This is a genomic window from Halobaculum magnesiiphilum (genome assembly GCF_019823105.1).
Classification (GTDB): Archaea; Halobacteriota; Halobacteria; order Halobacteriales; family Haloferacaceae; genus Halobaculum; species Halobaculum magnesiiphilum.
This window is the reverse complement of the sequence record NZ_CP081958.1, coordinates 1,757,579-1,781,028: the sequence shown is the minus strand read 5'-3', so window position 1 is coordinate 1,781,028 and position 23,450 is coordinate 1,757,579. Positions and strand designations below refer to the sequence as shown.

At 70.5% G+C, this 23,450-nt stretch carries 21 protein-coding genes and 1 tRNA gene; 10 read left to right on the top strand and 12 right to left on the bottom strand.

The annotated features are described in order from the left end of the window. The first annotated feature begins 56 nt into the window (after window positions 1-56). Window positions 57-1,112, top strand: a complete 1,056-nt coding sequence (locus tag K6T50_RS08950; RefSeq protein WP_222606282.1) for a quinone-dependent dihydroorotate dehydrogenase — start codon at window positions 57-59, stop codon at window positions 1,110-1,112. A gap of 32 nt (window positions 1,113-1,144) precedes the next feature. Here the strand turns inward: K6T50_RS08950 and K6T50_RS08945 are convergent, their stop codons facing one another. From K6T50_RS08945 to K6T50_RS08935, 3 genes are read right to left on the bottom strand one after another with little or no spacing between them, the layout of a single operon-like run. Next, entirely contained in the window at window positions 1,145-1,417 is a 273-nt protein-coding gene (locus K6T50_RS08945) for a hypothetical protein (RefSeq protein ID WP_222606281.1), read from the bottom strand. Beyond that, entirely contained in the window at window positions 1,414-1,683 is a 270-nt protein-coding gene (locus tag K6T50_RS08940) for a hypothetical protein (protein ID WP_222606280.1), read from the bottom strand. The genes K6T50_RS08945 and K6T50_RS08940 overlap by 4 nt, the downstream gene beginning before the upstream one ends. Before the next feature lie 57 nt (window positions 1,684-1,740). Further along, on the bottom strand, window positions 1,741-4,398 hold the full coding sequence (locus K6T50_RS08935) for a valine--tRNA ligase (protein WP_222606279.1): 2,658 nt from the start codon (window positions 4,396-4,398) through the stop codon (window positions 1,741-1,743). Window positions 4,399-4,537: 139 nt separating this feature from the next. Here K6T50_RS08935 and K6T50_RS08930 point away from each other — a divergent pair, with 139 nt between their 5' ends. After that, on the top strand, window positions 4,538-5,242 hold the full coding sequence (locus K6T50_RS08930; RefSeq protein ID WP_222606278.1) for an SDR family NAD(P)-dependent oxidoreductase: 705 nt from the start codon (window positions 4,538-4,540) through the stop codon (window positions 5,240-5,242). 485 nt (window positions 5,243-5,727) lie between these two features. Further along, a complete protein-coding gene (locus K6T50_RS08925; protein WP_222606277.1) occupies window positions 5,728-8,070 on the top strand; it encodes a DEAD/DEAH box helicase in 2,343 nt (780 codons plus the stop codon). Here K6T50_RS08925 and K6T50_RS08920 read toward each other — a convergent pair. Further along, window positions 8,013-8,864 carry an HAD family hydrolase gene (locus tag K6T50_RS08920; protein ID WP_275673098.1) on the bottom strand — a complete coding sequence of 284 codons (852 nt, stop codon included), beginning with the start codon at window positions 8,862-8,864 and terminating at the stop codon, window positions 8,013-8,015. The two genes, K6T50_RS08925 and K6T50_RS08920, sit on opposite strands and share 58 nt — an antisense overlap. A 148-nt stretch (window positions 8,865-9,012) precedes the next feature. On the opposite strand from K6T50_RS08920, the gene K6T50_RS08915 reads away from it, so the two are divergent. The 3 genes from K6T50_RS08915 to cgi121 all read left to right on the top strand — a co-directional run bounded on the left by K6T50_RS08915 (window position 9,013) and on the right by cgi121 (window position 12,878). Further along, window positions 9,013-9,795 (top strand): topoisomerase DNA-binding C4 zinc finger domain-containing protein, encoded by a 783-nt coding sequence (locus K6T50_RS08915; protein ID WP_222606276.1) that lies wholly within the window; start codon window positions 9,013-9,015, stop codon window positions 9,793-9,795. A 63-nt stretch (window positions 9,796-9,858) separates the two neighbouring features. After that, window positions 9,859-12,354: an ATP-dependent DNA helicase gene (locus K6T50_RS08910; RefSeq protein ID WP_222606275.1), complete on the top strand. Its 2,496-nt coding sequence runs from the start codon at window positions 9,859-9,861 to the stop codon at window positions 12,352-12,354. Next, window positions 12,351-12,878 (top strand): KEOPS complex subunit Cgi121, encoded by a 528-nt coding sequence (gene cgi121, locus K6T50_RS08905; protein WP_222606274.1) that lies wholly within the window; start codon window positions 12,351-12,353, stop codon window positions 12,876-12,878. The genes K6T50_RS08910 and cgi121 overlap by 4 nt, the downstream gene beginning before the upstream one ends. A gap of 22 nt (window positions 12,879-12,900) precedes the next feature. On the opposite strand, the gene K6T50_RS08900 is transcribed toward cgi121, so the two are convergent. Next, window positions 12,901-14,205, bottom strand: coding sequence for a hemolysin family protein (locus K6T50_RS08900; protein ID WP_222606273.1), 1,305 nt, complete (start codon window positions 14,203-14,205; stop codon window positions 12,901-12,903). A 177-nt stretch (window positions 14,206-14,382) separates the two neighbouring features. Then, window positions 14,383-14,456 (bottom strand) — tRNA-Gln (locus K6T50_RS08895). Window positions 14,457-14,655: 199 nt separating this feature from the next. Between K6T50_RS08895 and K6T50_RS08890 the strand changes: the two genes are divergently transcribed. Genes K6T50_RS08890 through K6T50_RS08880 form a run of 3 tightly spaced genes read left to right on the top strand, consistent with a single transcriptional unit; the run spans window position 14,656 to window position 17,430 of the window. Then, the gene (locus tag K6T50_RS08890; protein ID WP_222606272.1) at window positions 14,656-15,714 is read left to right on the top strand and encodes an ABC transporter ATP-binding protein; all 1,059 of its coding nucleotides are present in this window, start codon (window positions 14,656-14,658) and stop codon (window positions 15,712-15,714) included. After that, on the top strand, window positions 15,707-16,492 hold the full coding sequence (locus tag K6T50_RS08885) for an ABC transporter permease subunit (RefSeq protein ID WP_222606271.1): 786 nt from the start codon (window positions 15,707-15,709) through the stop codon (window positions 16,490-16,492). The genes K6T50_RS08890 and K6T50_RS08885 overlap by 8 nt, the downstream gene beginning before the upstream one ends. Beyond that, window positions 16,489-17,430 (top strand): ABC transporter permease, encoded by a 942-nt coding sequence (locus tag K6T50_RS08880; protein WP_222606270.1) that lies wholly within the window; start codon window positions 16,489-16,491, stop codon window positions 17,428-17,430. The genes K6T50_RS08885 and K6T50_RS08880 overlap by 4 nt, the downstream gene beginning before the upstream one ends. 61 nt (window positions 17,431-17,491) lie before the next feature. Here the strand turns inward: K6T50_RS08880 and K6T50_RS08875 are convergent, their stop codons facing one another. The 6 genes from K6T50_RS08875 to K6T50_RS08850 all read right to left on the bottom strand — a co-directional run bounded on the left by K6T50_RS08875 (window position 17,492) and on the right by K6T50_RS08850 (window position 22,430). Next, complete coding sequence (locus K6T50_RS08875; protein ID WP_222606269.1) at window positions 17,492-17,908, bottom strand: DUF8059 family membrane protein; 417 nt, start codon at window positions 17,906-17,908, stop codon at window positions 17,492-17,494. A gap of 127 nt (window positions 17,909-18,035) precedes the next feature. Then, the gene (locus K6T50_RS08870) at window positions 18,036-18,443 is read right to left on the bottom strand and encodes a DoxX family protein (RefSeq protein ID WP_222606268.1); all 408 of its coding nucleotides are present in this window, start codon (window positions 18,441-18,443) and stop codon (window positions 18,036-18,038) included. 45 nt (window positions 18,444-18,488) lie between these two features. Next, window positions 18,489-19,136, bottom strand: coding sequence for a TetR/AcrR family transcriptional regulator (locus tag K6T50_RS08865; protein WP_222606267.1), 648 nt, complete (start codon window positions 19,134-19,136; stop codon window positions 18,489-18,491). A gap of 128 nt (window positions 19,137-19,264) precedes the next feature. Then, window positions 19,265-20,446 (bottom strand): ABC transporter permease, encoded by a 1,182-nt coding sequence (locus K6T50_RS08860; RefSeq protein WP_222606266.1) that lies wholly within the window; start codon window positions 20,444-20,446, stop codon window positions 19,265-19,267. Further along, window positions 20,443-21,237 carry an ABC transporter ATP-binding protein gene (locus K6T50_RS08855; RefSeq protein ID WP_222606265.1) on the bottom strand — a complete coding sequence of 265 codons (795 nt, stop codon included), beginning with the start codon at window positions 21,235-21,237 and terminating at the stop codon, window positions 20,443-20,445. The genes K6T50_RS08860 and K6T50_RS08855 overlap by 4 nt, the downstream gene beginning before the upstream one ends. Then, window positions 21,237-22,430 carry a COG1361 family protein gene (locus K6T50_RS08850; RefSeq protein ID WP_222606264.1) on the bottom strand — a complete coding sequence of 398 codons (1,194 nt, stop codon included), beginning with the start codon at window positions 22,428-22,430 and terminating at the stop codon, window positions 21,237-21,239. The genes K6T50_RS08855 and K6T50_RS08850 overlap by 1 nt, the downstream gene beginning before the upstream one ends. A 229-nt stretch (window positions 22,431-22,659) precedes the next feature. Here K6T50_RS08850 and K6T50_RS08845 point away from each other — a divergent pair, with 229 nt between their 5' ends. Then, window positions 22,660-23,244 (top strand): IMP cyclohydrolase, encoded by a 585-nt coding sequence (locus K6T50_RS08845; RefSeq protein WP_222606263.1) that lies wholly within the window; start codon window positions 22,660-22,662, stop codon window positions 23,242-23,244. Window positions 23,245-23,450 lie beyond the last annotated feature (206 nt).

Here is a 23,450-nt window from a genome sequence, read left to right as displayed (position 1 = left end):
GGGTGATCCCCGCAGTTCAAGAGCGTGCCCGGTCTGAGACTCGGACACGCATCGCAATGAGGGCCTACGACCTGGCGAAGCCGGCGCTGTACGCACTCCCCGCCGAAACCGCCCACGAGACCACCCAACGACTGTTGCGCGCCGTACAGGGAACGCCGATCCAGTCGTTCCTCCGCGATCGGTACGCCGTCGGCGACGAGCGACTGGAGACGGAGGCGTTCGGCCTCGAGTTCCCGACGCCCGTCGGCGTCGCCGCCGGCTTCGACAAGAACGCCCGTGTCCCGCGTGCGCTCGCATCCCTCGGCTTCGGGCACGTCGAGGTCGGCGGCGTCACCGCCGAACGCCAGCCCGGGAACCCGAAACCACGGATGTTCCGCCTGCGCGAGGACGAGGCCGTCGTCAACCGCATGGGGTTCAACAACGACGGCGCCGACATCGTCGGCGACCGTCTCGACCGCGAACCCGCCCCCGACGTGCCGCTCGGCGTTAACGTCGGCAAGTCGAAGTCGACCCCGCTGGAGGAGGCGGCGGACGATTACCGCTACACGTTCGAGCGCGTCGGCGACCACGCCGACTACGTCGCCGTCAACGTCTCCTCGCCGAACACGCCCGGCCTGCGATCGCTACAGAACCGGGACTCCCTCGAACGGATCCTCGGAACGCTCTCGGACGCCGGCGCCGACCCGCTGCTCGTGAAGTTCTCCCCGGACCTCCCCGAACCCGCCGTCGAGGAGGCACTCGCGGTCGTCGACGACCTCGATCTCGACGGCGTCATCGCGACGAACACCACCACCGATCGACCCGACTCGCTGCGGAGCCCCCAACGGGCCGAGCGGGGCGGCCTCTCGGGCAAGCCGATCGAGGAGCGTGCGACGAACATGGTGCGGTTCATCGCCGAACGCACCGACGTGCCGGTCGTCGGCGTCGGCGGCGTCTCCGACGCCGCGGGCGCGTACGCGAAGATCAGAAACGGTGCGAGCCTCGTTCAGTTGTACACCGGCCTCGTCTACGAGGGGCCGAGCGTCGCCCGCGACATCAACGAGGGGCTGCTCGACCTGCTGGAGCGCGACGGCTTCGACTCCGTCGACGACGCGGTCGGCGCGGATCTATAGCTGTCGCCCGGTTAGACGACAAGCACGCCCGGTCAGCCACCGAGCGTGTACAGCAGAATCGCCGCAGATGCCACCCCGATCGCGACCCCGACGACCCCGAAGACGGGACGGGAGGCGACGCCGTTCAGGTCGTCCCCGCGGACCAGCGGCCGGCCGAAGACCCACAGGACGCCGAGGCCGACGAGGGCGGAGAGTCCGGCGTCGGCGAGGGCGCCGTCGGCGTACTTGAGCGCGGCGAGCGCGACCTGACAGACGCCCGAGAGCGCGAACCCGCCCAGCGAGAGGACGCGCACGTCCGCGCTCACACGACCAGCACCCCGGCGGTGAGCACGGCCGAGATGACGCCGGAGGCGACGCCGACGGCGACGAACAGCGGTCGGGTCGCGAGCCCGTTCAGGTCGTCCCCGCGGACGAGCGCACGCGCGAACACGCCCGCGACCAACAGCCCGCCGAGCACCGAGAACAGCGGGTTCGCGGGGGTGTCGCCGCTCGCGTACATGGCGGCGCCGAGGAGTACCTGCGAGACGCCGGCGACGACGAAGCCGCCGAGCGAGAGGGCACGTCTGTTCACGGATGGGAGTCCGGCTACGACGAAAAGACGGTTGGGGTCGACGGCAGGGTGCGACGCCTACTCGTCGTCGTGGACGATGACGACCGCGTCCTCCGGCTGGAGCAGCTCTCCCTCGCCGGAGTAACGCCGCTCGCGCTCGACCTCGAACAGGTCCGCGCCGAGCGTCTCGCCGGCGACGCGGAGTTCGCCGTCGACGATCTCGTAGTCCTCGCTCGCGAGCGCGGCCTCGATGTCGCCCACCGTCTCCCCGAACTGCGGGCCGACCTGCGCGTAGTCGAGGTCGATACCCGTGACGACGGACTCGACCTCCGGCTCCTCGTCGAGGACGGTGAGCTCCGCGACGTTCATCACGCCGCGCACGTCGTCGGCGAACGCCGCGAGGTCGCCCTCGCCGTACACCTCGACGCGGTCCAGCTCGGCGTTGAGCGGGAGCCCGCGCTCACTCTTGTAGCGGCGGAGCGCGCCGACGACGGACATCGCGGCGACGCCGGCCTCGTGGTCGGCCTCGACGCCCAGCGGCTCGGGCCACTCGCGCAGGTGGATCGAGTCGAAGTCCTCTCCCGCGCGCTCCTCGGCGTACATGTCCTGCCACAGCTCCTCGGTGACGTGCGCGAGCATCGGCGCGAACAGCTTCAGGAAGCGCTCGTGGGCGACCGAAAGCGTGTACCGCGCGGCGGGGTCGTCGTCCTCGGCCTCCCGAACGCGCGTCTTCGCGACTTCGAGGTAGTCGTCACAGAAGGTGTGCCAGAAGAACCCGCGAAGCCCGTCGCGGGCCTTCGAGAACTCGCGGGTTTCGAGCTGTTCGGTGAGCGTCCCCGTCAGGTCGTCCAGTTCCGCGAGCAGCCAGCGGTCGAGTTCCCGCAGGCCGTCGCGGTCGAGGTCGGGACGCTCCTCGCGCGCGTCGCCGACGAGCGACTCGACGAGCTTGGAGGCGTTCCACAGCTTCTGGAGCAGCTTCTCGCCGGCCCGGAGCCCCTTCTCGTTGTACGGGAGGTCGTCGCCGATGGCGGAGCCGGCGGCCCAGAAGCGCGCGGCGTCGACGGGGTACTCAGCGAGCACCTCCTTGGGAAGGACGACGTTCCCCTTCGATTTCGACATCGCCTCGCGGTTCTCGTCGAGCACCATCCCGTTAATGAGCGTCTCGTCGAACGGCACCTCGCCCGTGTGCTCGTAGCACTTGACGACGGTGTGGAACAGCCAGAAGCTGATGATGTCGTGGCCCTGCGGGCGCATGTCGAACTGGTACAGCTCCGGGTGCTCCATGGTGAACTCCTCGGCCTCCTCGTCCCAGTCCCAGCCGGCGTTGATCAGCGGCGTCAGGCTGGAGGTGGCCCACGTGTCGAGCACGTCGTCCTCGGGTTCGAACCCGTCGTGCCCGCAGGCCGGGCATGCGTCGACCGGCGGGTCGTCGGACAGCGGATCGACCGGGAGGTCGGCCTTGTCGGCGATGACCTCCTCGTCGCAATCGGCGCAGTACCAGACGGGGAACGGGATGCCCGAGGAGCGCTGCCGGGAGATGAGCCAGTCCCACTGGAGGCCCTCGACCCAGTGTTCGTACCGGGTGAACATCTTCTCCGGGAACCACTCCATCTCGCGGCCCGCCTCCAGGTACTCGTCGGTCTTGTCGAGCAGTTCGATGTACCACTGCTCGGTGACGAGGAACTCGACGCTGGTGCCGCAGCGCTCGTGGACGTTGACGGTGTGGGTGATCGGACGGCGGTCGAGCAGGGCGCCGGCGTCGTCGAGGTCCTCGACGATGGCCTCGCCGGCCGCCGCGGAGTGCATCCCCTCGTACTCGTCGGCGACCGCGGTCATGTGGCCCGACTCGTCGATGGCAACGCGCAGATCCAGGTCGTGGATCTGGTACCACTCGATGTCGTTCTGGTCGCCGAACGTACAGCACATGACGATCCCCGATCCGGTCTCCATGTCGACGCTCTCGTCGGCGAGGATCGGGACCTCGTGGCCGAACAGCGGGATCTCGGCGGACTCGCCGACGAGGTGCTGGTTCTCGTCGTCCTCGGGGTGAACGAAGACGGCGACACACGCCGGGAGGAGTTCGGGACGCGTCGTCGAGATGGTGAACTCCTCGTCGTTCCCGGACACGCTGAAGGCGATGTCGTGGAAGTGGCTGTCCTGCTCGTCGTCCTCGGTCTCGACCTGCGAGATGGCCGTCTCGCACTCGGGACACCAGATCGCGGGCGCCTTCTCGCGGTACTCGCGGCCCTGTTCGTACAGGTCGACGAAGGAGAGCTGGGAGATGCGCTGGGTGCGCGGCTCGATCGTCTGGTAGGTGTGGTTCCAGTCGACCGAGACGCCGAGTCCCTGGATGTTCTCGGTAAACTGCTCCTCGTATTTGGCACACACCTCGCGGCACTTGCGCTGGAACTCCCGGCGCTCGAAGTCCTGATGGCGGATGTCGAGTTCGTCCTCGGTGAGCCGCTCGGAGGCGATGCCGTTGTCGTCGTAGCCGAACGGGAAGAACGTCGTCTCCCCGTTCATGCGCTCGAATCGGGCGACGAAGTCCTGCAGGGTGAACCCGTACAGGTGGCCCATGTGGAGGTCGCCGGATACCGTCGGCGGCGGGGAGTCGATGGAGAAGACGGTGTTCGGATCGGTCGCGGCCTCCTCGTCGTACGCGTACGTCTCCTGGTCGACCCAGCGCCGCTGCCACTCGGGCTCTGTGGTCTCCGGGTCGTAGTCCCCACTGGGCATTACACCCGTACTTCCCCGGAACGCCTGTTAAGCGCCTCGGTTGTCAGAGAGCCCGTGCCACGACCAGCGGGGCGCGAGCGCGGCGGCGACGCCGACGGCCCCGCCAACGGTTATACTCCGGCCGCCCGACGCGTGACCCATGACCACGGCAGTCATCGCCGGCGTGGGACCGGGACTCGGCGAGTCCGTCGCGCGCCGCTTCGCCGCCGAGGGGTGTGAGATCGGATTGCTCGCCCGCAGCGGCGACTACCTCGACGATCTGGCGGCGGCGCTCCCGACCGACGCGGTCGGCGTCGCGACCGACCTGTGTGACCCGGCCGACATCGCGGCCGCTTTCGACCGCGTCCGCGACGAGCTCGGGCCGGTTGACGTGCTCGTGAACCACGCCAGCGCCGCGTCGTGGACCGGGCTGCGGGACACCTCGCTGGACGCGTTCGACCGCGCCTACGAGGTCGGCCCCCGCGCGGACTTCCTGTGCTCGCAGGCGGCCGTCCGCGACATGCTCGACGGTGACCGACCGGCCGACGAGCGCGGCGGCACAGTCATCTTCACGGGCGCGACCACGTCCGTGCGCGGGCGCGAAGGCGCGGCCGGGTTCTCGATGGCGAAGTTCGGCTCCCGGGGGCTCGCGGAGTCGATGGCGCGGGAACTCGGGCCCGAGGGCGTCCACGTCGCCCACGTCGTGATCGACGGCGGCATCCTCGGCCCCGAGGTGGAGACCGACACCCCCGAGGAGTATCTCGATCCGGACGCGATCTCCGACAGCTACTGGCACCTCGTCCAGCAGGACCGCAGCGCGTGGACGCTGGAACTGGACCTGCGGCCGCACGTGGAGGACTTCTAACCGACCTCTTTTCACGGGGTCCTCCTCACTCGCTTCGCTCGTTCGTCGAACCCCGCCAAAACCCGTCGATGCCAAAAGGGCCGCTCGCTCGGGCCTCCGGCCCTCGCTCGCGGTACAAGACGTAGTGACCCCGCTGTGGCGCGCGACCGGCCGCGCGCGAGGGATGAGCCGAGCGGTAGCGAGGCGAATCGGCTTGGGAGGCTCACGCGAGCGGAGCGAGTGTGAGTTCGTCGGAGCTTGCTCCGACGTAAGTGTGGCAGCGGTGCAGTCGGGTGGGGCTTTCGCGGTCCGCCGCCTCTACTCGGACACGACGGATATTCACACGAACACTCTCACGCCCGATCAACCGCAGAGGGAAAGGTTCATCCGCCGAAGCGCCCCGACCTACTCGTAGTTGCCGGCGCGGTCCGGTCCGGCCACGAGGCCAGTCGATCACGCGGACCGCGCCACCCCGTATCCCCGACCGAACCCATGAGATCCAACAGATGAAAGTCGCAGACGCCGTCCCGAAGTTCGCCGACGCGTTCGGGTTCGAGGAGTTCAACCGCATGCAGCGGGAGGCGCTGCCGGCCATCCTCGAACGCGACGAGAACGTCGTCGCGGCCGCGCCCACCGCCTCCGGCAAGACCGCGCTCGCGGAACTCGCGATCTGTGAGACGCTCGAGAACGACGGCACCGCCCTCTTCATCGCCCCACTCCGTGCGCTCACCAACGAGAAGGAGGCCGAGTGGGATCGCTTCGAGGAGCTGGGCTACTCCGTGTACGTCGTCACCGGCGAGCGCGACCTCAACCCCCGCCGCGCCGAGCGCGCCGACATCCTCGTGATGACGCCCGAGAAGACCGACTCGGCGACGCGCAAACACGAGTCCGCCCGCTACGACTTCATCAACGACGTGGACTGCTGTGTCATCGACGAGGTCCACCTGCTCGACTCCGACAAGCGCGGCGCCGTCCTCGAGGTGACCGTCTCGCGCCTGCGCCGCATCTGCAACCCCCGCGTCGTCGCGCTGTCGGCGACGATGCCGAACGTCGGCGACGTGGCCGAGTGGCTCGACGCGCCGCCCGAGACGACCTTCGAGTTCGGCGACGAGTACCGCCCCGTCGACCTGGAAACCGGCGTGAAGACGTACACTCACGGCGACAACTCCTTCGCGGACAAGTACCGCCGCCTGTACCGGGCGCTCGACCTCGCGGAGCCGCACATCCGCGAGGAGGGGCAGTCGCTCGTGTTCGTCTCCTCGCGGCAGGACACCGTCATGGCCGCGAAGAAGGCCCGCGACGAGGTCGGCGAGCGCGACCTCGAGATGGGCGCCTGCGGCGACTACGACTTCCACAACGCCGCGAAGGAACTCGACAACGACACGCTGCGCCACTCGGTCGTCGACGGCGTCGCGTTCCACCACGCCGGGCTCTCGAAGAACGACAAGGATCGCGTCGAGCGGTGGTTCAAGGAGGGGAAGATCCAGCTCCTCTTCTCGACCTCGACACTCGCGTGGGGCGTGAACCTCCCCGCCCGCTGTGTCGTTATCCGGGACACGAAGTATCACGACCCGCTGGAGGGCGAAGTCGACATCAGTCCGCTCGACGTGCTCCAGATGCTCGGGCGCGCCGGCCGGCCGGGGTACGACGACGTGGGGTACGGCTGGGTCGTCTGCGACCGCTCGGACGCCGACAAGTACCGGACACTGCTGCGCGAGGGCAAGGAGATCGAGTCCCGGCTCGCCGAGGATCTCGATTCGCACCTGAACGCCGAGATCGCCCTCGGCACGATCTCGGGGCTCGACGACGTGATGGACTGGCTGGAGACCACCTTCTACTACGTCCGGGCGGGGACGAAGCCCGACGCGTACGACTTCGAGGGGATCCGCGACCGCGTCCGCGACACGCTGAACTCGCTGGTCGACCGCGGCTTCGTCGAGACCGACGAGCGACTGGGGATCGAGGCGACCACGATCGGCCGGCTCGCCTCGAAGTACTACCTCCGGATGGAGACGGCCGAGCGGTTCGCCGATCTGGCCGACCGCGAGACGATCGACGAGGACGCCGTCCTGCGAGTCGTCGCCTCGGCGGCCGAGTTCGACTCCGCCTCCTCGCGCTCGTCGGAGGCCGACGCCGTCGACCGCGTGCTCTCGGACGTGGAGACGGACCTGGAGGGCGGCAACCGGAAGGTGCTCGCGATCCTCCACGGGGCCGTCCGCGGCTCGGTCCCCTCGGACCTGCGCTCGGACGCGTGGATCATCAAGCAGAACGCGCTGCGCCTGCTCGCGGCGCTGCGGGAGTTCGCCGACGCCGTCGCCGGCCCCCGGGCCGCCAACCTCGTGCGCCGGGTCGAAGCCAGGGTCGAACACGGGGTCAAGCGCGAGGCCGTCGGCCTCACCGCCATCGAGGGCGTCGGCGAGGGGCGCGCGGAGTCGCTGTCGGCGGGGGGCCTCACCGCGCCCGCCGACGTCGTTGCCGCCGGCGCCGACCGGCTCGTCCGCGCGGGGCTCTCGGAGGGCGTCGCCGAGCGCGTGCTCCGGCAGGCCGAGGACCTCCCGAACGCCGTCGTCGAGTGGGGGACGATCCCCGACTCGATCGGCGTCGGCGAGAACGAAGTGCTGGAGGTAACCGTGCGCAACGTCGGCGGGGCCGCCCGCGCCGGGATCCGCGTCACCGCCAACGGGGTCGAGATGACCGAGAAGACGCTGTACCTCAGCGACGAGACGACCGTCCCGGTGGGCGTGTTCGGCGCGCGCGGCGAGACGGAGCTGCGCTACGAGGTGGAGGTCGTCTACCCCGAGTTGCCGCTGTTGCCCGAGACTGACTCGCGGATCGTCCGCGTCGACTGACGCACGGCCTCGTACAGCGCCGCCGGGTCGTCGCGGTCGACGACCTCGTCCGCGGGCGAGAGGTCGCTGTCGCGGTTGTGGTCGTCGCGGACGGCGATCGTGTACGCGCCCGATCGGGCGGCCGCGAGCACCCCGTTCGCGGAGTCCTCGATCGCGACCGCGCGGTCGACCGTTCCGCCCAGATCCCGGATCGCAGCCTCGTACAGCCCTGGCTCGGGTTTGCCCGGACCGTCGAACTCCTCGGCGGGCGCGACCAGGTCGAACGCGAGGTCGAAGCGGTCGAGGACCGTCTCGATCCAGTCGCGCGGCGACGACGAGACGAGCGCGACCGGCACCCCCGCCGCCCGGAGGTCGGCGACGAACTCCCCGGCGCCGTCCAGCAGTTCGACGCGCTCGCCGTAGATCGATTCCGCGGTCTCCTCGTACAGCGACATGAACTCGTCCTTGTCGACGGCCACCTCGTAGTGCTCGGCGAGGTAGTCGTAGATCTCGCCGTAGTACATCCCCGTCACCTCGTCGAGGTCGGGAGTCCGAGAGCCGTCGGCGAGCACGCGCGGGAGGATCTCCTCGCGCTCGGCGTCGTGCCAGTAGTCCTCGGAGTCGACGAGGACGCCGTCCATGTCGAAGCAGACGACGACGGACGCGGCGGTTCCCGCCTCCGTCTGGACGGTTCCCGGCGCGGAGTCGGGGCGGTCGGCCGTCGAGGAGTCGCTCGTGTTCGCCGAGTCGGTGGCCTGGGGGGAGTCGGTCCCGTCAGCCGCTTCCGGAGCGTCGCTGTCGGACGATTCGGACATACCCCTACGATGCTCGGGCTGGGGGATGGGCGTTCCGGCCCGCGTCGCCGCCGGCCCGCCCCCGACTCGTGTCGTCTCCGTCCCGCCCCGTCCGCGCCCCCACACCTCGCTGCGAGGGTCCAAATAGGGAGACGGCACCACCGGCCCCATGCCGGAGACCGCAACCGTCCTCGCGGGCGACTGCACGACCAGTTTCGAGACGACGACCGGCGACGAGCGCACCCAACGCGGGCGCGTGGTCGTCCTCGCCAAGCCCGACCGCACCGTCCTCGTTCACGACCGCTCGGGGTACCAGCCGGTCACGTGGCTGACCCGCCCGGACACGCTGACCGTCGAGGCCGACGACGACGGCTTCGCCGTCACGGCCCACGACTCGGGTCGGACCCTCTCGGTCCGATCGCACGACGCGGGCGAGGTGGTTGAGCTGCCGGTCGGCGCCGCCGGCGTTCCCGTCGGCGAGTGCCCCGAGCCCGACTGCGGCGCGGCGATGGTGCGCGCCGGCGGCGACGTGGTCTGTCTCGGCTGCGGCGACTCCTACGGCCTTCCGTCGGGCGCGACGGTCCGCGACGACGCGACCTGCGACGACTGCGGGCTCCCGACGATGACCGTCGAGCGCGGCGACTCCCTGGACCTGTGCGTCGACTACGCGTGCGACTCGCTGACCGAGGCCGTCCACGGCGTCCTCGACCGCCGCTTCGACTGCCCCGACTGCGGGCGCGACCTCCGGGTCCGCGAGCACCGCGGCCGGGCGTTCCTCGGCTGTGACGGCTACCCCGACTGCGAGACGGCGTTCTCGGTGCCCGCGGGCGTGTTCGCGGGCGAGTGCGCCTGCGGCCTCCCCCGGTTCGAGACCGCGACCGGCGTGCGCTGTCTCGACGGCGCCTGCGAGTCGGACCGGCCGGCCGACCCCGACGCCGAGCACGGCCCCTGACGCCCGACCGCCGGCGCGGCTCGCTCCGACAGTTTAAATCCGAGAACCCCGCTACCACGGGCAATGAGACCCTCCGAGCTCTCGACCCTGCCCGACGGCGTCCCCGAGGCGCTGGAGGCGGAGGGGATCGAGGAGTTCTACCCGCCGCAGACGGCCGCCGTCGAGGCGGGCGTCGCCGACGGCGAGAGCGTCGTCGCCTCGGTGCCGACCGCATCGGGGAAGACGCTCATCGCCGAGTTAGCGATGCTCTCGGCGGTCGCGCGCGGCGGGAAGGCGCTCTACATCGTCCCGCTCCGGGCGCTCGCCAGCGAGAAGAAAACGGAGTTCGAACGCTGGGAAGAGTTCGGCGTCGACGTGGGCGTCTCCACCGGCAACTACCAGTCCGACGGCGAGTGGCTCGCGAGCCGCGACGTCATCGTCGCCACCAGCGAGAAGGTCGACTCGCTCGTCCGCAACGGCGCGCCGTGGGTGAACGACCTCACCTGCGTCGTCGCCGACGAGGTCCACCTCGTCGACGACTCCGGCCGCGGCCCGACCCTCGAGGTGACGCTCGCGAAGCTCCGCAAGATCAACCGCGATCTCCAGGTCGTGGCGCTCTCGGCGACCGTCGGCAACGCCGACCAGGTGGCCGAGTGGCTCGACGCCGCGCTCGTCGAGTCCGACTGGCGACCCATCGAGTTGAAGATGGGCGTCCACTACGGCAACGCCGTCAACTTCGACGACGGGAGCCAGCGCGAGGTTCCCGTCGGCAAGGGGCAAAAGCAGACGGCCGCGCTCGTCGCCGACGCGCTCGACGAGGAGGTCGACGGCCAGGGCGGCTCCTCGCTCGTGTTCGTCAACTCCCGCCGCAACGCCGAGGGCGCGGCAAAGCGCCTCGCTGACGTGACCGCGAGCAGGCTCGACCCCGAGGAACAGGCCGAGTTGGAGGGGTTGGCGGGGGACATCCGCGACGTGTCCGACACGGACACGTCCGACGACCTCGCCGACTGCGTCCGGAAGGGGGCGGCGTTCCACCACGCCGGCCTCGCCGCCGAACACCGGAGCCTCGTGGAGGACGCCTTCCGCGACCGCCTCGTCAAGTGCATCTGCGCGACGCCCACCCTCGCGGCGGGGGTGAACACGCCCGCCCGCCGCGTGATCGTCCGCGACTGGAAGCGCTACGACGGCGAGTTCGGCGGGATGCAGCCGCTGGACACGCTCGAAGTGCACCAGATGATGGGTCGCGCGGGCCGGCCCGGCCTCGACCCCTACGGCGAGGCGGTCCTGCTGGCGAAGGACCGCGACACGATGGACGAGTTGTTCGAGCGCTACGTGTGGGCCGAGCCGGAGGACGTCCGCTCGAAGCTGGCCGCCGAGCCCGCGCTCCGGACCCACGTCCTCGCGACCGTCGCCTCCGGGTTCGCGACGACGCGCGACGGCTTGCTGGAGTTCCTCGACCGCACCCTGTACGCGAGCCAGACGGGCGACGACGCCCGGCTCGCCGAGGTCACCGACCGCGTGCTCGAGTACCTGGCGGCCAACGAGTTCCTCGAACGCGAGGACGGCACCCTCACCGCGACGGGCATCGGCCACACCGTCTCGCGGCTCTACCTCGATCCGATGTCGGCCGCCGAAATCGTCGACGGGCTCCGCGAGGGCGTCGAGTCGGCCGACGCCGACGCGGTCGCCGCGGGTCGCCGGAGCCGTCCCGACGGTGACGCCGAGGTTCCCGAGGACGCCGCGGACGCCGGGTTCGTCACCGGAAACGACCTCGTCGCCGGCGACGCCGACGGCGGCGATGCGGACGACAGCGCGGGCGACGCCAATGCGGGCGAGGGCGAGAGCGACGAGGGAGGCGAGGGAGACGGCGAGGAAGGGAGAGACGACGGCCCGACGATCACCCCGCTCGGGCTGTACCACCTCGTCGCGCGGACGCCCGACATGTACCAGCTGTACCTGAAATCGGGCGACCGCGAGACGTACGAGGAGCAGTTCTACGAGCGCGAGGAGGAGTTCCTCGGGCACGCCCCCTCGGAGTTCGAGGACGTGGCGTTCGAGGACTGGCTGGCGGCGCTCAAGACAGCCCGCCTGCTGGAGGACTGGGCCAGCGAGCTGGACGAGGACACCATCACCGAGCGCTACGGCGTCGGCCCGGGCGACATCCGCGGGAAGGTCGACACCGCCGAGTGGCTGCTCGGGGCGGCCGAGCAGTTGGCGAACGAGCTCGACCTCGACGTGGTGCTCGACGTCCGCGAGGCGAAGAAACGCGTCGAGGACGGCGTCCGCGAGGAGCTGCTCGACCTGACGGGGGTTCGGGGCGTCGGCCGCAAGCGCGCCCGTCGGCTGTTCGAGGCCGGCATCGAAACCCGCGCGGAGCTGCGCGAGGCCGACAAGTCGGTCGTGCTCGGCGCGCTGCGCGGACGTGAGAAGACCGCCGAGAACGTCCTCCAGGCGGTCGGCCGACAGGACCCCTCGATGGAGGGCGTCCGGAAGGACGCGAGCGCGTCGGCGGCGGCGACCGCCGGGAGCGACACCGACGAGGACGGAAGCGGACAGGCAACGTTCGGTGATTTCTCGTGAAGCTCGTCGACGGCGTCACGGCCATCGACGACCTCGACGCGTTCCTCGGCGAGTTGACCCGGATCGGCGAGGAGACCGGCTGTACGGTCCAGGCGTTCGACGCCCGATACGTCGTCGACCGCGCGCACCTCGAACGCGCGCTCGAACTGGCCGACCGGGCCATCGAGCGCGGGGAGAACGTCGCCCGCGACCGCGGCGTCGAGGTCATGCTGTACGCCGCCGGCCGCCGGCAGATCGACCGCGCGCTGACCCTCGGCGTGTCCGAGGGCGAGGGACCCGTCGTGGTGCTCGTCGCCGCCGAAGGGGAGGACGGAGACGACGGCGCGGACGAGGCGAGGGGTAACGAGGCCGCGGCCGCGGCGGCCGTCGGCGACTTCTTGGCGCCGGCCGACAGCCTCGGCGACTACGACGAGGACCTCGTTCGCGAGTACTTCGGCATCGACGAGACCGAGTTGGGAGCGACGGCGGGGTCGCTCGCGGACGTGGTCCACGAGCGCGTCGCGCTTCTGGACGTGCGAAAGTAGGGCCGAGGACGCCCGCGGCGACTCAGCGGGCCGGATCGTCCGCGCTCGCGGCGTCGGACGGGCGCCCGGGCTCGACGAACATCCGACGGATGCGCTCGCCGTCGATCTGCTCGACGGTCACGGCCATCCCGTCCAGTTCCACCCGTTCGCCGGAGCGAGGGACGCGTCCGAGCCGGTGGTACACGTAGCCGGCGAGCGTTCCGGCGTCCGCCGGGGCGTCGGCCGCGAGCGCGGTGCCGAAGACCGCGTCGAGGCGGTCGAGGAACACGTCGCCGCGGACCATCACGCCGTCGGCGACCGCGCGGACGCTCGCCTCGCTGCCCACGTCGAACAGGTCGCCGACCACCTCCTCCAACACGTCCTGCACCGTCACGAGCCCCACGACCGCGCCGTCGTCGGCGACCACCATCGCCATCCGGACGCGCTCGTCCTGCATCCGGGTCAACAGCGTGTCGATCGGCTCGCCGGTCGAGACCGACAGCGTCGGCGTCGCGAGCCGCTCCACGGACACCGACTCGTCGAGCGCGAGCGTCCGCTCCAGGTCGCGGAGGTCGACGATCCCCCGGACGCGGTCCAGCGTGCCGTCGAACACCGGAAGCCGGGTCACCCGCTGGTCGGCCGCCAGCGTCGCCGTGTCGCGGATCGACGTGCTCGCGTCGACGGCGACGACGTTCTCACGGGGGACCATCACGTCCTCCGCGGTGATCTCGTGGAGGCGTAGCACCGACTCCACCATCTCGCGCTCGCCGGCGTCGATCCCGCCGCCGCGTTCGGCCGTCCGCGCCAAAGCCGCCAGTTCGTCCCGGGTGACGTACGGCGCCTCGATCGCCGACTCCCCGCCGATGGCCGCGCTCAACCGGCGTGTCACGGCGTCGAAGGCGGTCACGACCGGCCCCGCGGCGCGCTGGAACCGCCGGAGCGTCGGCGCCGTCCGGAGCGCCCACGACTCGGCGTTGGCGACGCCGTAGGACTTGGGGACGATCTCGCCGAACACGAGCACCACCACCGTCAACACGACCGTCGCGACCGTCACGGCGATCCCCGCCGGGAGCGCGTCGACCAGGATCGCCGTCGCGATCGACGACATCGCGATGTTGACGACGTTGTTGCCGACGAGGATCGTCACCAACAGCCGGTGAGGGTCCGAGCGCAACGCCTCCAGGATGGTCCCCGCACGCCCGCTGGTCTCCGCCAGCGGGCCAACCCGGTGGCGGTCCACGCTGAATATCGCGATCTCGCTGCTGGAGAAGAACGCCGAACACGCGAGCAACACGAGGATGATCCCCCCGCCGACCGCCGGAAGAGAAAGCGTACTGAACGTGACCATGTCCGGAGGAAACTGCCCCGTGCGTAAATCAGTCGGGTGCCGGCGGTGGCGCGATGGCGACGGGGACTGGGATGAGGATGGGACGGGGACGGCAACCGGAACGAGACCCCTCTGTTTCGTGTGGAAATCGCCACACACCGGTTCCTGTTCGTTCTACGGGAAACGTGTGAAGAGAAGTAGTCCATCCTGGATTCGAACCAGGGTCGTTGCCCCCAGAAGGCAACAGGATTGGCCAGCTACCCCAATGGACTGACATGTTCGCCGACGCTTCTTCGCCGACTACGGGCGATCGTAGCCCGGCGGAAGTTATGAGTGTTGCGAAACGGCGAAGCCGGATTCCCGTTACCGTTAGGACTCGATAGATGGCGAGCATTCCGTTCGATGACAGTTCACACGGAGTACCTAGTGGCGGTATACTGATACCCCGTCGTGGTCCAGTTGGACGGAGAGATGCCGCCACTCGAACTCGACGGGCTGACGAAGTACTACGGGGACGTCCGCGGCGTCGAGGACCTCTCCTTCGCCGTCGAGTCCGGCGAGGTGTTCGGCTTCCTCGGTCCCAACGGCGCGGGGAAGACGACCACCATCAGGACGCTCATGGGCTTTCAGTCGCCGACCGCGGGCACCGCGCGGGTGCTCGGCGCCGACGTCACCGACGCCGGCGCGCTCCGGCGGGCACGCGCGAACGTCGGCTTCCTCCCGAGCGAGCCGTCGTTCGACGACCGCGTCAGCGGCCGGCGGATCCTCGAGTACCACGCCGGGCTCCGCGGCGACGTTCGAAGCGACGAGCTGCTGGAGCTGTTCGACCCGCCGCTCGACCGCGACGTGGGGGAGTACTCGCGCGGCAACCGGCAGATGCTCGCGATCGTGATCGCGTTCATGCACGACCCCGAGCTCGTGATCATGGACGAGCCGACCACCGGGCTCGACCCGCTGAAACAGGAGCAGTTCCACCGGTTCGTCCGCGACGAGCGCGAGCGCGGGAAGACGCTGTTCTTCTCCTCGCACGTGTTGAGCGAGGTCCGGAAGGTGTGCGACCGAGTCGGGATCGTCCGCGACGGACGCCTGGCGGCCCTGGAGGACGTCGAGGCGCTGCTCGAACGCAGCGGGAAGACCGTCCGCGTCCACGCCGCGAGCCCGCTCGCGCCCGAGGACGTGACGCTGGCGGACGCCCACGACATCGAGGTGACCGAGGCCGCCGCGGAGGCCGACGACGGCGCTTCGACGGTGTCGTTCACCTACACCGGCGCGTACGACCCGCTGCTCGACTGGCTCGGCGGGTTCGACCTGCGCGACCTGACCATCGAGGAGGCGCCGCTGGAGGCCGTGTTCATGCGCTTTTACGACGACGGCCCGGACGACGGCGCGACGGTCCGCGGGCCGACCGGGGCCGAAGCCGGTGAATCCGACGACCGCGAGCGCGACGCCGACGGTGACGGTCCGGAGCGCGACGACCACGGCGACGGATCCGAGCGCGGGGGACGCCCCGCGGAGTCCACCGATGCTTGAGGTCGCCCGCTACGAGGCCGAGCGGCGGGTCGTCGGGTCGGTGGTCGTCTCGGTGTCGCTCGCGGCCTTCGGCGGGATGATGCTGCTCGTCGCGCCCGGACTGCTCGAACAGGTCGACCTGACGGCGTACGCCGAGCAGTTGCCGCCGTCGCTCGTCGAGTCGTTCGGCCTGGAGCAGATCGGGACGCTCGCGGGGTTCATGGCGGCGGAGCTGTACGTGTTCGGCTGGGTGTTCGGCCTCGGAACGTACGTCGCGTACCTGGCGGCCGGGAGCCTCGCGGGTCGGATCGACGACGGCACCGTCGAGCTTGTGCTCGCGGCGCCGATCTCGCGATCCCGGCTGCTCGCGGAGACGTACGCCGCGAGCCTCCTCCCGGTGGCGCTCGCGAACGTCGTCGTCGCCGGCGTCGTCTACGGTGGGTCGGTGCTGATCGACGACCCGCTGCCGCTGGCGGACGTGGTCGCCGTCCACGCGCTGTCGGTGCCGTATCTCCTGTGTTGTGCCGCGATCGGGACGCTGTGTTCGGTGCTCGCGCCGAGCCGTCGGGTGGCGGAGGGCGCTGGCGCGGGCGCGATCGCGGCGACGTACGTCGTGAGCGTCGCCGTGACCGGCTCCGATATCGACTGGCTGGGGGCGGTCGCGCCCGCGCGCTACTACGATCCGGTCGCGGTGCTCACCGCCGGCGAGTACGATCTGGGCGGGGCCGCGGTGCTGCTGGGCGCGACCGTCCTCCTGCTCGCGGCGGCGGCCCTCCGGTTCCGGGAGGTGGACGTGTGACCGACGCGGAGTCGACGCGGTCGGGCCGGGACGGTCGCGGCGGCCGTGACGGCCGCGATCGTGGCGACAGCCGCAGCGGCCGCGACAGCCGCGACTCGGCCGGGTCGCGGGCTGTCGCGGGCACGGCGAACCCGGCGGGTCAGTCGAAAGCCACGCTCACGGTCGCCCGCTACGAGGCCGAACGGCTGGTCGTGCCGGCGGTCGTCGCCGCCGTCGCGCTGTCGCTGTTCGGCTCGTTGTACGTCTGGATCGGACCGCAGGTCACCGCCGGGATCGACATCGAGGCGATGACCGAGGCGTTGCCGCCGGCGATGCGCGCGCTGTTCGGGTTGGAGTCGCTCGGGAGCGTCGCCGGCCTCCTCGCCTCCGAGTTCTACACGCTGGGGTGGATCGTCGGCCTCGCGGCGTACGTCGCGTACGTCGCGGCCGGGCGCGTCGCCGGCGGCGTCGCCACCGGCAGGCTGGACGCGACGCTGTCTGCGCCGGCGCCGTGCGCGAGCGTGCTCGGCGGGGTCCTCCTCGCGTTGCTGGTCCCGATCCTCGTCGTGAACGTCGTCGTCCCGCTGGCGCTGTACGGCGTCTCGGTCGTCGTCGGGGAGCCGCTCTCGCCGGTCGACCTGTTCGCGCTGCACGCGCTGTCGGTGCCGTACCTGCTCGCGTGGGGCGCCGTCGGCCTGTTCCTCGGCGTCGCCGTCGACGGCGGCCGCACCGCGGGACGGGTCGCCCTCGGCGTCGTCTTCGCCACGTGGATCGTCGAGGCGGTCGTCACCGGCAGCGACTACGAGTGGGTGGGCGCGTTCGCGCCGGCGCGGTACCTCGACCCGACCGGGGTGCTCGTCCGCGGGGAGTACGCGCTCGATTCCGTCGCGGTGCTGGCGGGCGTGACGGCGCTGTTCGCGCTCGCGGCGGTCGCGCTGTTCGGCCGACGCGACGTGTAGCAACCGCCCGGGCGTACCAGGTGCCAGGTGAGAACTGCCGCCTGGAAAGGGAGAACGCGACTCAGTCGTCCGCCGGGGCGACGCCCGCGCGCCCGCCGCCGCCCGCCTCCTCCGTCGTCACCGTCTTGTACAGCATGATGAGCATCGAGGCGATGAGCGCGCCGCCCCAGAGGAACCCGGTCGGCATGAGGAACGTGAGGCCGAACCCCTCGCCGAGCCAGACGATCCCCGGGATCCCCCACTGCCCGGCGATGAACAGCCCGGTGACAGCGGTTCTGAGCTGCCCGACCACGCCCAGCGCGGGCACCGCGAACCCCATCACGATCGCGAGGATCGACAACACGCCGAGGTGGGCGTGGCCGCCGATCATCCACGGCGGGACCGCCGACCCGCCCGACAGGATAACGAACTGATGTAGTCCGACCGCCATCATCACCGCCAATCCGAGGAATCCGGACGCCTTGAGTGCCTTTGTCATCGTCACCGGTGAGTGACTGAGAAACATCTTAGTCGTTATTGATTTTTATTCGATACGTGATTCGGAATCAACGGACGGCGGTCGAGACGACCGTCGAGGTGGTTGCCGGTCGGTTCGCCGAGCGGCGTTACGACCGATACGCCTCGCGCAGGAACGCCAAGGCGGCGCCGAACATCGCGAGGTTGCCGAAGAAGGCGAGGCGCTCGCCGCTGGCGTCGTCCTCCTCGTTCCAGAAGTCGTGCATCGTCGGCGTCACCACCGCGAGGAAGGTGACGACCGCGCCGGTCGCGATGCGGGGGAGCCGCCAAAACGCGAGGCCGAGCCCGCCGACGAGCATCATCCCCGACGCGAACGGCGCGGCGAGTTCGGGCATCGGCACGCCCGCGGACTCGGCGTACTCGATCGAGTCGTCGATGTCGCGGAAGTCCTCCGAGGCCTGTAGCGCGAGTCCGAGCCCGAACAGCACGCGTCCGAGCCGGGAAAGCGAGCGGCGGTCGTCGCGATCGGTACGGGCGGGTCGTTCGTCGTCTCCCATACACGGTGACACTTCGGGCGGCGTGAAAAGGCTGTGCTCGTCGAGTTACTCTCCGTCGCTGTCGGCGTTGACGGCGTAGTGGTCGACGTAGCCGTGAAGCAGCGTCCTGACGGGCGTGACAACGTCGTAGTCGGCGGTGTGGCGCTGGAGCATCGCCCCGGAGAGCGCCGACAGCAGCCACGTCGCCGTCGGCTCCGGGTCGACCGCGTCGTCGACGACGCCCGCCTCGACGCCGTCGGCGAGCGCGGTCGCGAGTCGCTCGCGGAGGTGACGGTCGATGCGCGTGAACTCCTCGCGGAACCGGGGCTCGGCCACCGCCTGCGCGCGGAGGTCGATCATCGCCCGCTGCGCCTCGGCCATCTCCTCGTCCAGCTCCGCCCCGAGGTAGATGTCCACGAACGAGCGGACGCGGTCGACCGGCGAGTCGGCCTCGCGCTCGGCCTCGTCGAGCATCGCGAGGAAGTGGTCGCCGGCGAACCGAAGGAACCCCGCGAGGAGATCGTCCTTGGAGTCGTAGTGGTAGTACAACAGCGACTTGCTCTTCTCGAACTCCGCGGCGATGTGCGAGACGCTCAACTCGGCGTAGCCGTGCTCACACAGCGCGCGGTAGGTCGCTTCCATGATCAGGGTGTTCACGTCCGGCGCTCCCTCGCCGTCTGGCGCGTCGACGCCCCCGTTCGAACCGTCACTCATCCCTCGCCTCCCCTCGCGGACGCGCGGTAATGAACCCCCCGAAGCCGGCGGAGCCGGCGAGGGGCGTGACGCGGCCGGACCGCACCGCGGACGCGACGCCGCCGGACCGCACCGCCGGCCGACCGTGGTCACCCACGCAGGGCCTCCACGGGCCGCTCGCGGGCGGCCGTCCACGCGGGGTAGATCCCAGCGAGGAGACTCGCGATCACGCCGAACACCATCCCCGCGGCGACGTACCCCAGCGATCCGGGCGGGAAGGCGAACGGGTCGCCCAGCAGGGCGTCGTTGATCACCGCGACGACCCCGAGCGTGACCGCGCCGCCCAGCAGCGACCCGACGACGCCGAGCACGGTCGCCTCCGCGAGCATGATCCGGACGATGTCGAGCTTCTGGTAGCCGACCGCGCGCAACACGCCGATCTCCTCGCGGCGCTCGATCGCCGACATGAGCATCACATTGGCGATGGAGACGCCCGCGACGACCAGCGAGATGGCGCCGATGCCGACGAGAAAGAGGTTGATCAGCCGGAACGCCTCGTCGATCTGCTCGGCGACGTCGCCGCGCTCGAAGACGGAGACCAGCTGGCGACGGCCGTTGAACGTCCGCTTGATCTGCATCGCGGTCTCGTTGGCCGCGGTGGCGTCCTCCGCGCGGACGATCACCTGCGCGAAGGCGTCGTCGTCGAACTCGTCTGGCGGGAGCACGAACGCCTCGTTGGGGTTGGCGATGTCCGCCTGTCCGGCCTGCGCGAGCACGGCGGTCACCCGGTACTCCTCGGTCCGGCGGACGGTCTCGCCGTCCTCGGTGACCGTGCGGCGGAGCGTCACCTTCGAGCCGGGGCGCAGGTCGTACCGGTCGGCGAGCGTCGACCCGACGAGCACGCCGTTGCGCCAGTTCGGCGGGATCGACCCCTCGCGCACCTCATACAGCGTCGACGGCTCGCCGACGCCGTATACGGTCGCACTCCCGGCGGTCGAGCCGCCCTCGATCACGTCGGCGTTCCCCTGTTTCAGGGGGACGATCTCGGCCTGGCCGCTGACGCGGTCGATCCGCCCCACGTCGGCGGCGGTGAGGTAGCCGTTCTCGTTGTCCTCGCCGGCGAACACCTGGAGGTCGGCGCCGATGGAGCCGAGCGTCTCGAACTGCGACTCCTGGAAGGCGACGCCGCCGGCGCCGATGGCGCCGATGGCGACGACGCCGATGAGGATGACCGCGACCGCCAGCGCCGAGCGCGTCTTCGCGCGCGCCACGTTCCGGCGGGCCATGAGGAACGCCGGGAACGCCCCCCACAGCCGGTCGAGGAGGTTCATCCGGTGACCGCCTCCTCGTCCTCGCGGACGGTGCCGTCGATGAGGTTGACGACGCGGTCGGCGGACTGCGCGACGTAATCGTCGTGGGTGACGGTGACCACGGCGACGCCCTCGTCGGTGATCGCGTCGAACTCCGCGAGGATCTGGTCGCCCGTGTCGCGGTCGAGGTTCCCGGTCGGCTCGTCGGCCAGCAGGAGCCGCGGGTCGTTCACGAGCGCGCGGGCGATTGCGACGCGCTGTTTCTGCCCGCCCGACAGCTCGTCGGGGTAGTGTTCGAGGCGGTCGCCGAGCCCCACTCGTTCGAGGAGGTCGGTGGCGGCCTCGCGCGTCCGCGTCGGGGTGCGATCGAGCAGCCGCGGCACCTCGACGTTCTCGACGGCCGTCAGCGTCGGGATGAGGTGGAAGCTCTGGAAGACGAAGCCGATGGTCTCCTTGCGCCGTCGGGTGCGCTCGGCGTCGCCGAACGTCTCCACGTCGACACCGTCGAGCTCGACGAGCCCGCTCGTCGGCACGTCGAGCAGGCCGAGCATGTTCAGGAGGGTGGACTTCCCCGACCCCGACGGGCCGACGATAGCGACGAACTCGCCGGGGTCGACCCGGAAGTCGATGCCGCGCAGCGCGCGCACCGTCTCGCCGCCGGTGACGTACTCCTTCACCACGTCGCGGCCCGCGATGACCGGGCGGGTCGATCCCTCGTCGGGATTCACGTCGTCAGGGGCCACCCCGTCGGGAGCCGCGTCGTCGCGTCCCGGTTCGCCGTTGGACCCCGGTGTGCCGTCGCGTCCCGCCATCAGCGGCGGAGCACGAGCGCGCCCCCGAGCACGACCACGAGCGCGGCGACGGCGGCCGGGAGCAGCGGGAGCCCGCCGAGCGGGCCGCCCTGCGGAGCGGGCGTCGGGGTCGCGAGCATGGACTGGCTCACGCGCACGTCGGTCGTGTACGAGCGCCGGACGTCGTCGACGACGTACTCGACGCGGACGGGCACCGTGGTCCGATCGCCGGTCAGCTCGGCGTTGAGGTCGAAGGAGGCGAAGTCGCTCCCCTCCACGCCGCCGACGAAGTAGTCGGGCTGTGGGTCGGCCCCCCGGACCCCGTCGCCGTCGACGACGCTGACGATGACGCTGTCCACGTCGGTGCTGCCGACGTTGGCCGCGGTGCCGGCGACCTGGAGCACGCCGCCCGGGCCGCGCGTCACGCTGACGCCGGTGAGGCGGATCTCGCCGGGGTTCTGCGGCTCGGTGAAGTCGGCGTCGAACGTCCGCGTGACGGTTCGGCGGTCCTCGTCGAGCGTGTACGTGAGCGTCACCTCGACCGGGAACTGGCCGGCCTCGGTCGCCTTCACCGGGAAGGTGAACCCGGCGGTGTCGCCGCCGGCCAGCGTCGCGCGAACGCGGCTGCTCGTCCGGAACGTCAGCGCGTCCGCGGGCGAGTCGACCCGCACGTCGATCTGACTGACGGACGCGTTGAGGCCGTTGGCGACGGTGACGTTCATCGTCCGCTCGGCGCCGACGACCGCGTCGCTGACGTCGAGTTCGAGCTGCGGGTTCGGGCGGTCGACGTCGACGGTCACCGGCTGGACGATGTGCTTGCGTTCGGCGCGGGGGCCGAGCAACGTGGCGTGGACGTAGACCGTCTGTTCGCCGGAGTCCTCGAGCGTGACCGAGAAGTCGTACGTCCGCTCGGTGTCCGGTCCGAGCGAGTCGGAGACGTCGAGGACGGCCAACTCCTCGTCGTCCTCGTCGTAGTTGCGGTCCGGGACCTCGGCGACCGAGAGGTCGGTGATGCGGTACGTGTCGTCGCTGTCGTCGTCGTTCGCCAGCGTCGTCGTGACGGTGAACGCCTCGTCGGGGACCGGGTCCTCGGTGGACACGTCGGAGGTCATCGTGACGAACGCGTCGGCGGCGGCGGGCGCGGAGACACCCGCGACCCCGGCGACGACGAGAAGCAGACAACCGGCGACGACGGATACTGAAGGGGTTCGCACGGGTTTCGATCGGTGCACGTCGCCCGCCCCGATAAACGTTCTGAACGTTCGTTCAGTGCGGAGGGGTCGCGGGCGGAGGCGGGACGTTCACAGGAGGGGACGAGAAGTTCCCGAGTGGAGCCGGGAAGCCCCGGACGAAGGCGAGGGGTCCCCTTCGCGCTGCCGCGGGTACCCCCTCACACGTGTATATATCACCACCTACTTATCGGCTCGTGGTGCACAGTCGTGTATGTACATCGGACGATTCGTCGTCGTCGGGCCGAAGGTCGGCGCGTACCGTGTCTCCTCGCGCTCGTTCCCGAACCGGAAGGTGACGCGGCGGGGCGAGGACACGCTCACGGTGGTGCCGACGGCCGACGCCGAGGAGACGGACAACCCGTACGTCTCCTACAACTGCGCGCGGGCGGCGGGCGAGGGAGCCGTGATCGGCAACGGCTCGCACGTCGACCCAGTCGCCGAGAAGTACAACCGGGGGTACCCCGCCCGCGACGCGCTCGTCGAGGCGTTGCACGCGCTGGACTACGAGAAGGACGACTACGACACCCCGCGCGTCGCGGGGGTCGTCGAGGAGGACGCCGGCTACGTCGGGATCGTCCGCCGCGACGCGCTGGTGGTTCGGGAGGTCGACGAGCCGCATCTCGTGGCGACGTACGAGGAGGACGAGCCCCGGGCGTTCGAGTTCGAACCGCGGACGGCGGTGGCGGCCGCACGGAATGCGTACGGACTCGACTACGAGCACGCGGTGTGTGCGGCGGGCGTTCACGTCGGCGACGGGGGGAGTTCCTTCGCCGTACAGAATACGGGAGAGGAGTGAGTTGACCGAAGTGAAACGAACTCCTCGGAAGAACGGCGGAGCAGTCCCGTGCCGCTCCGCCCAGAATCGGGCGAGGACGAGTGAGGCGAGGCACGAACGAAGTGAATGCCTCGTAGAGAACGGGGAGCGAAGTCGCCCGTGAGCGAGCGACAGCGAGCGACCGATCCGAGGCGCCACGCACGCCCGCTCGTCGGCGGACGTGTTTT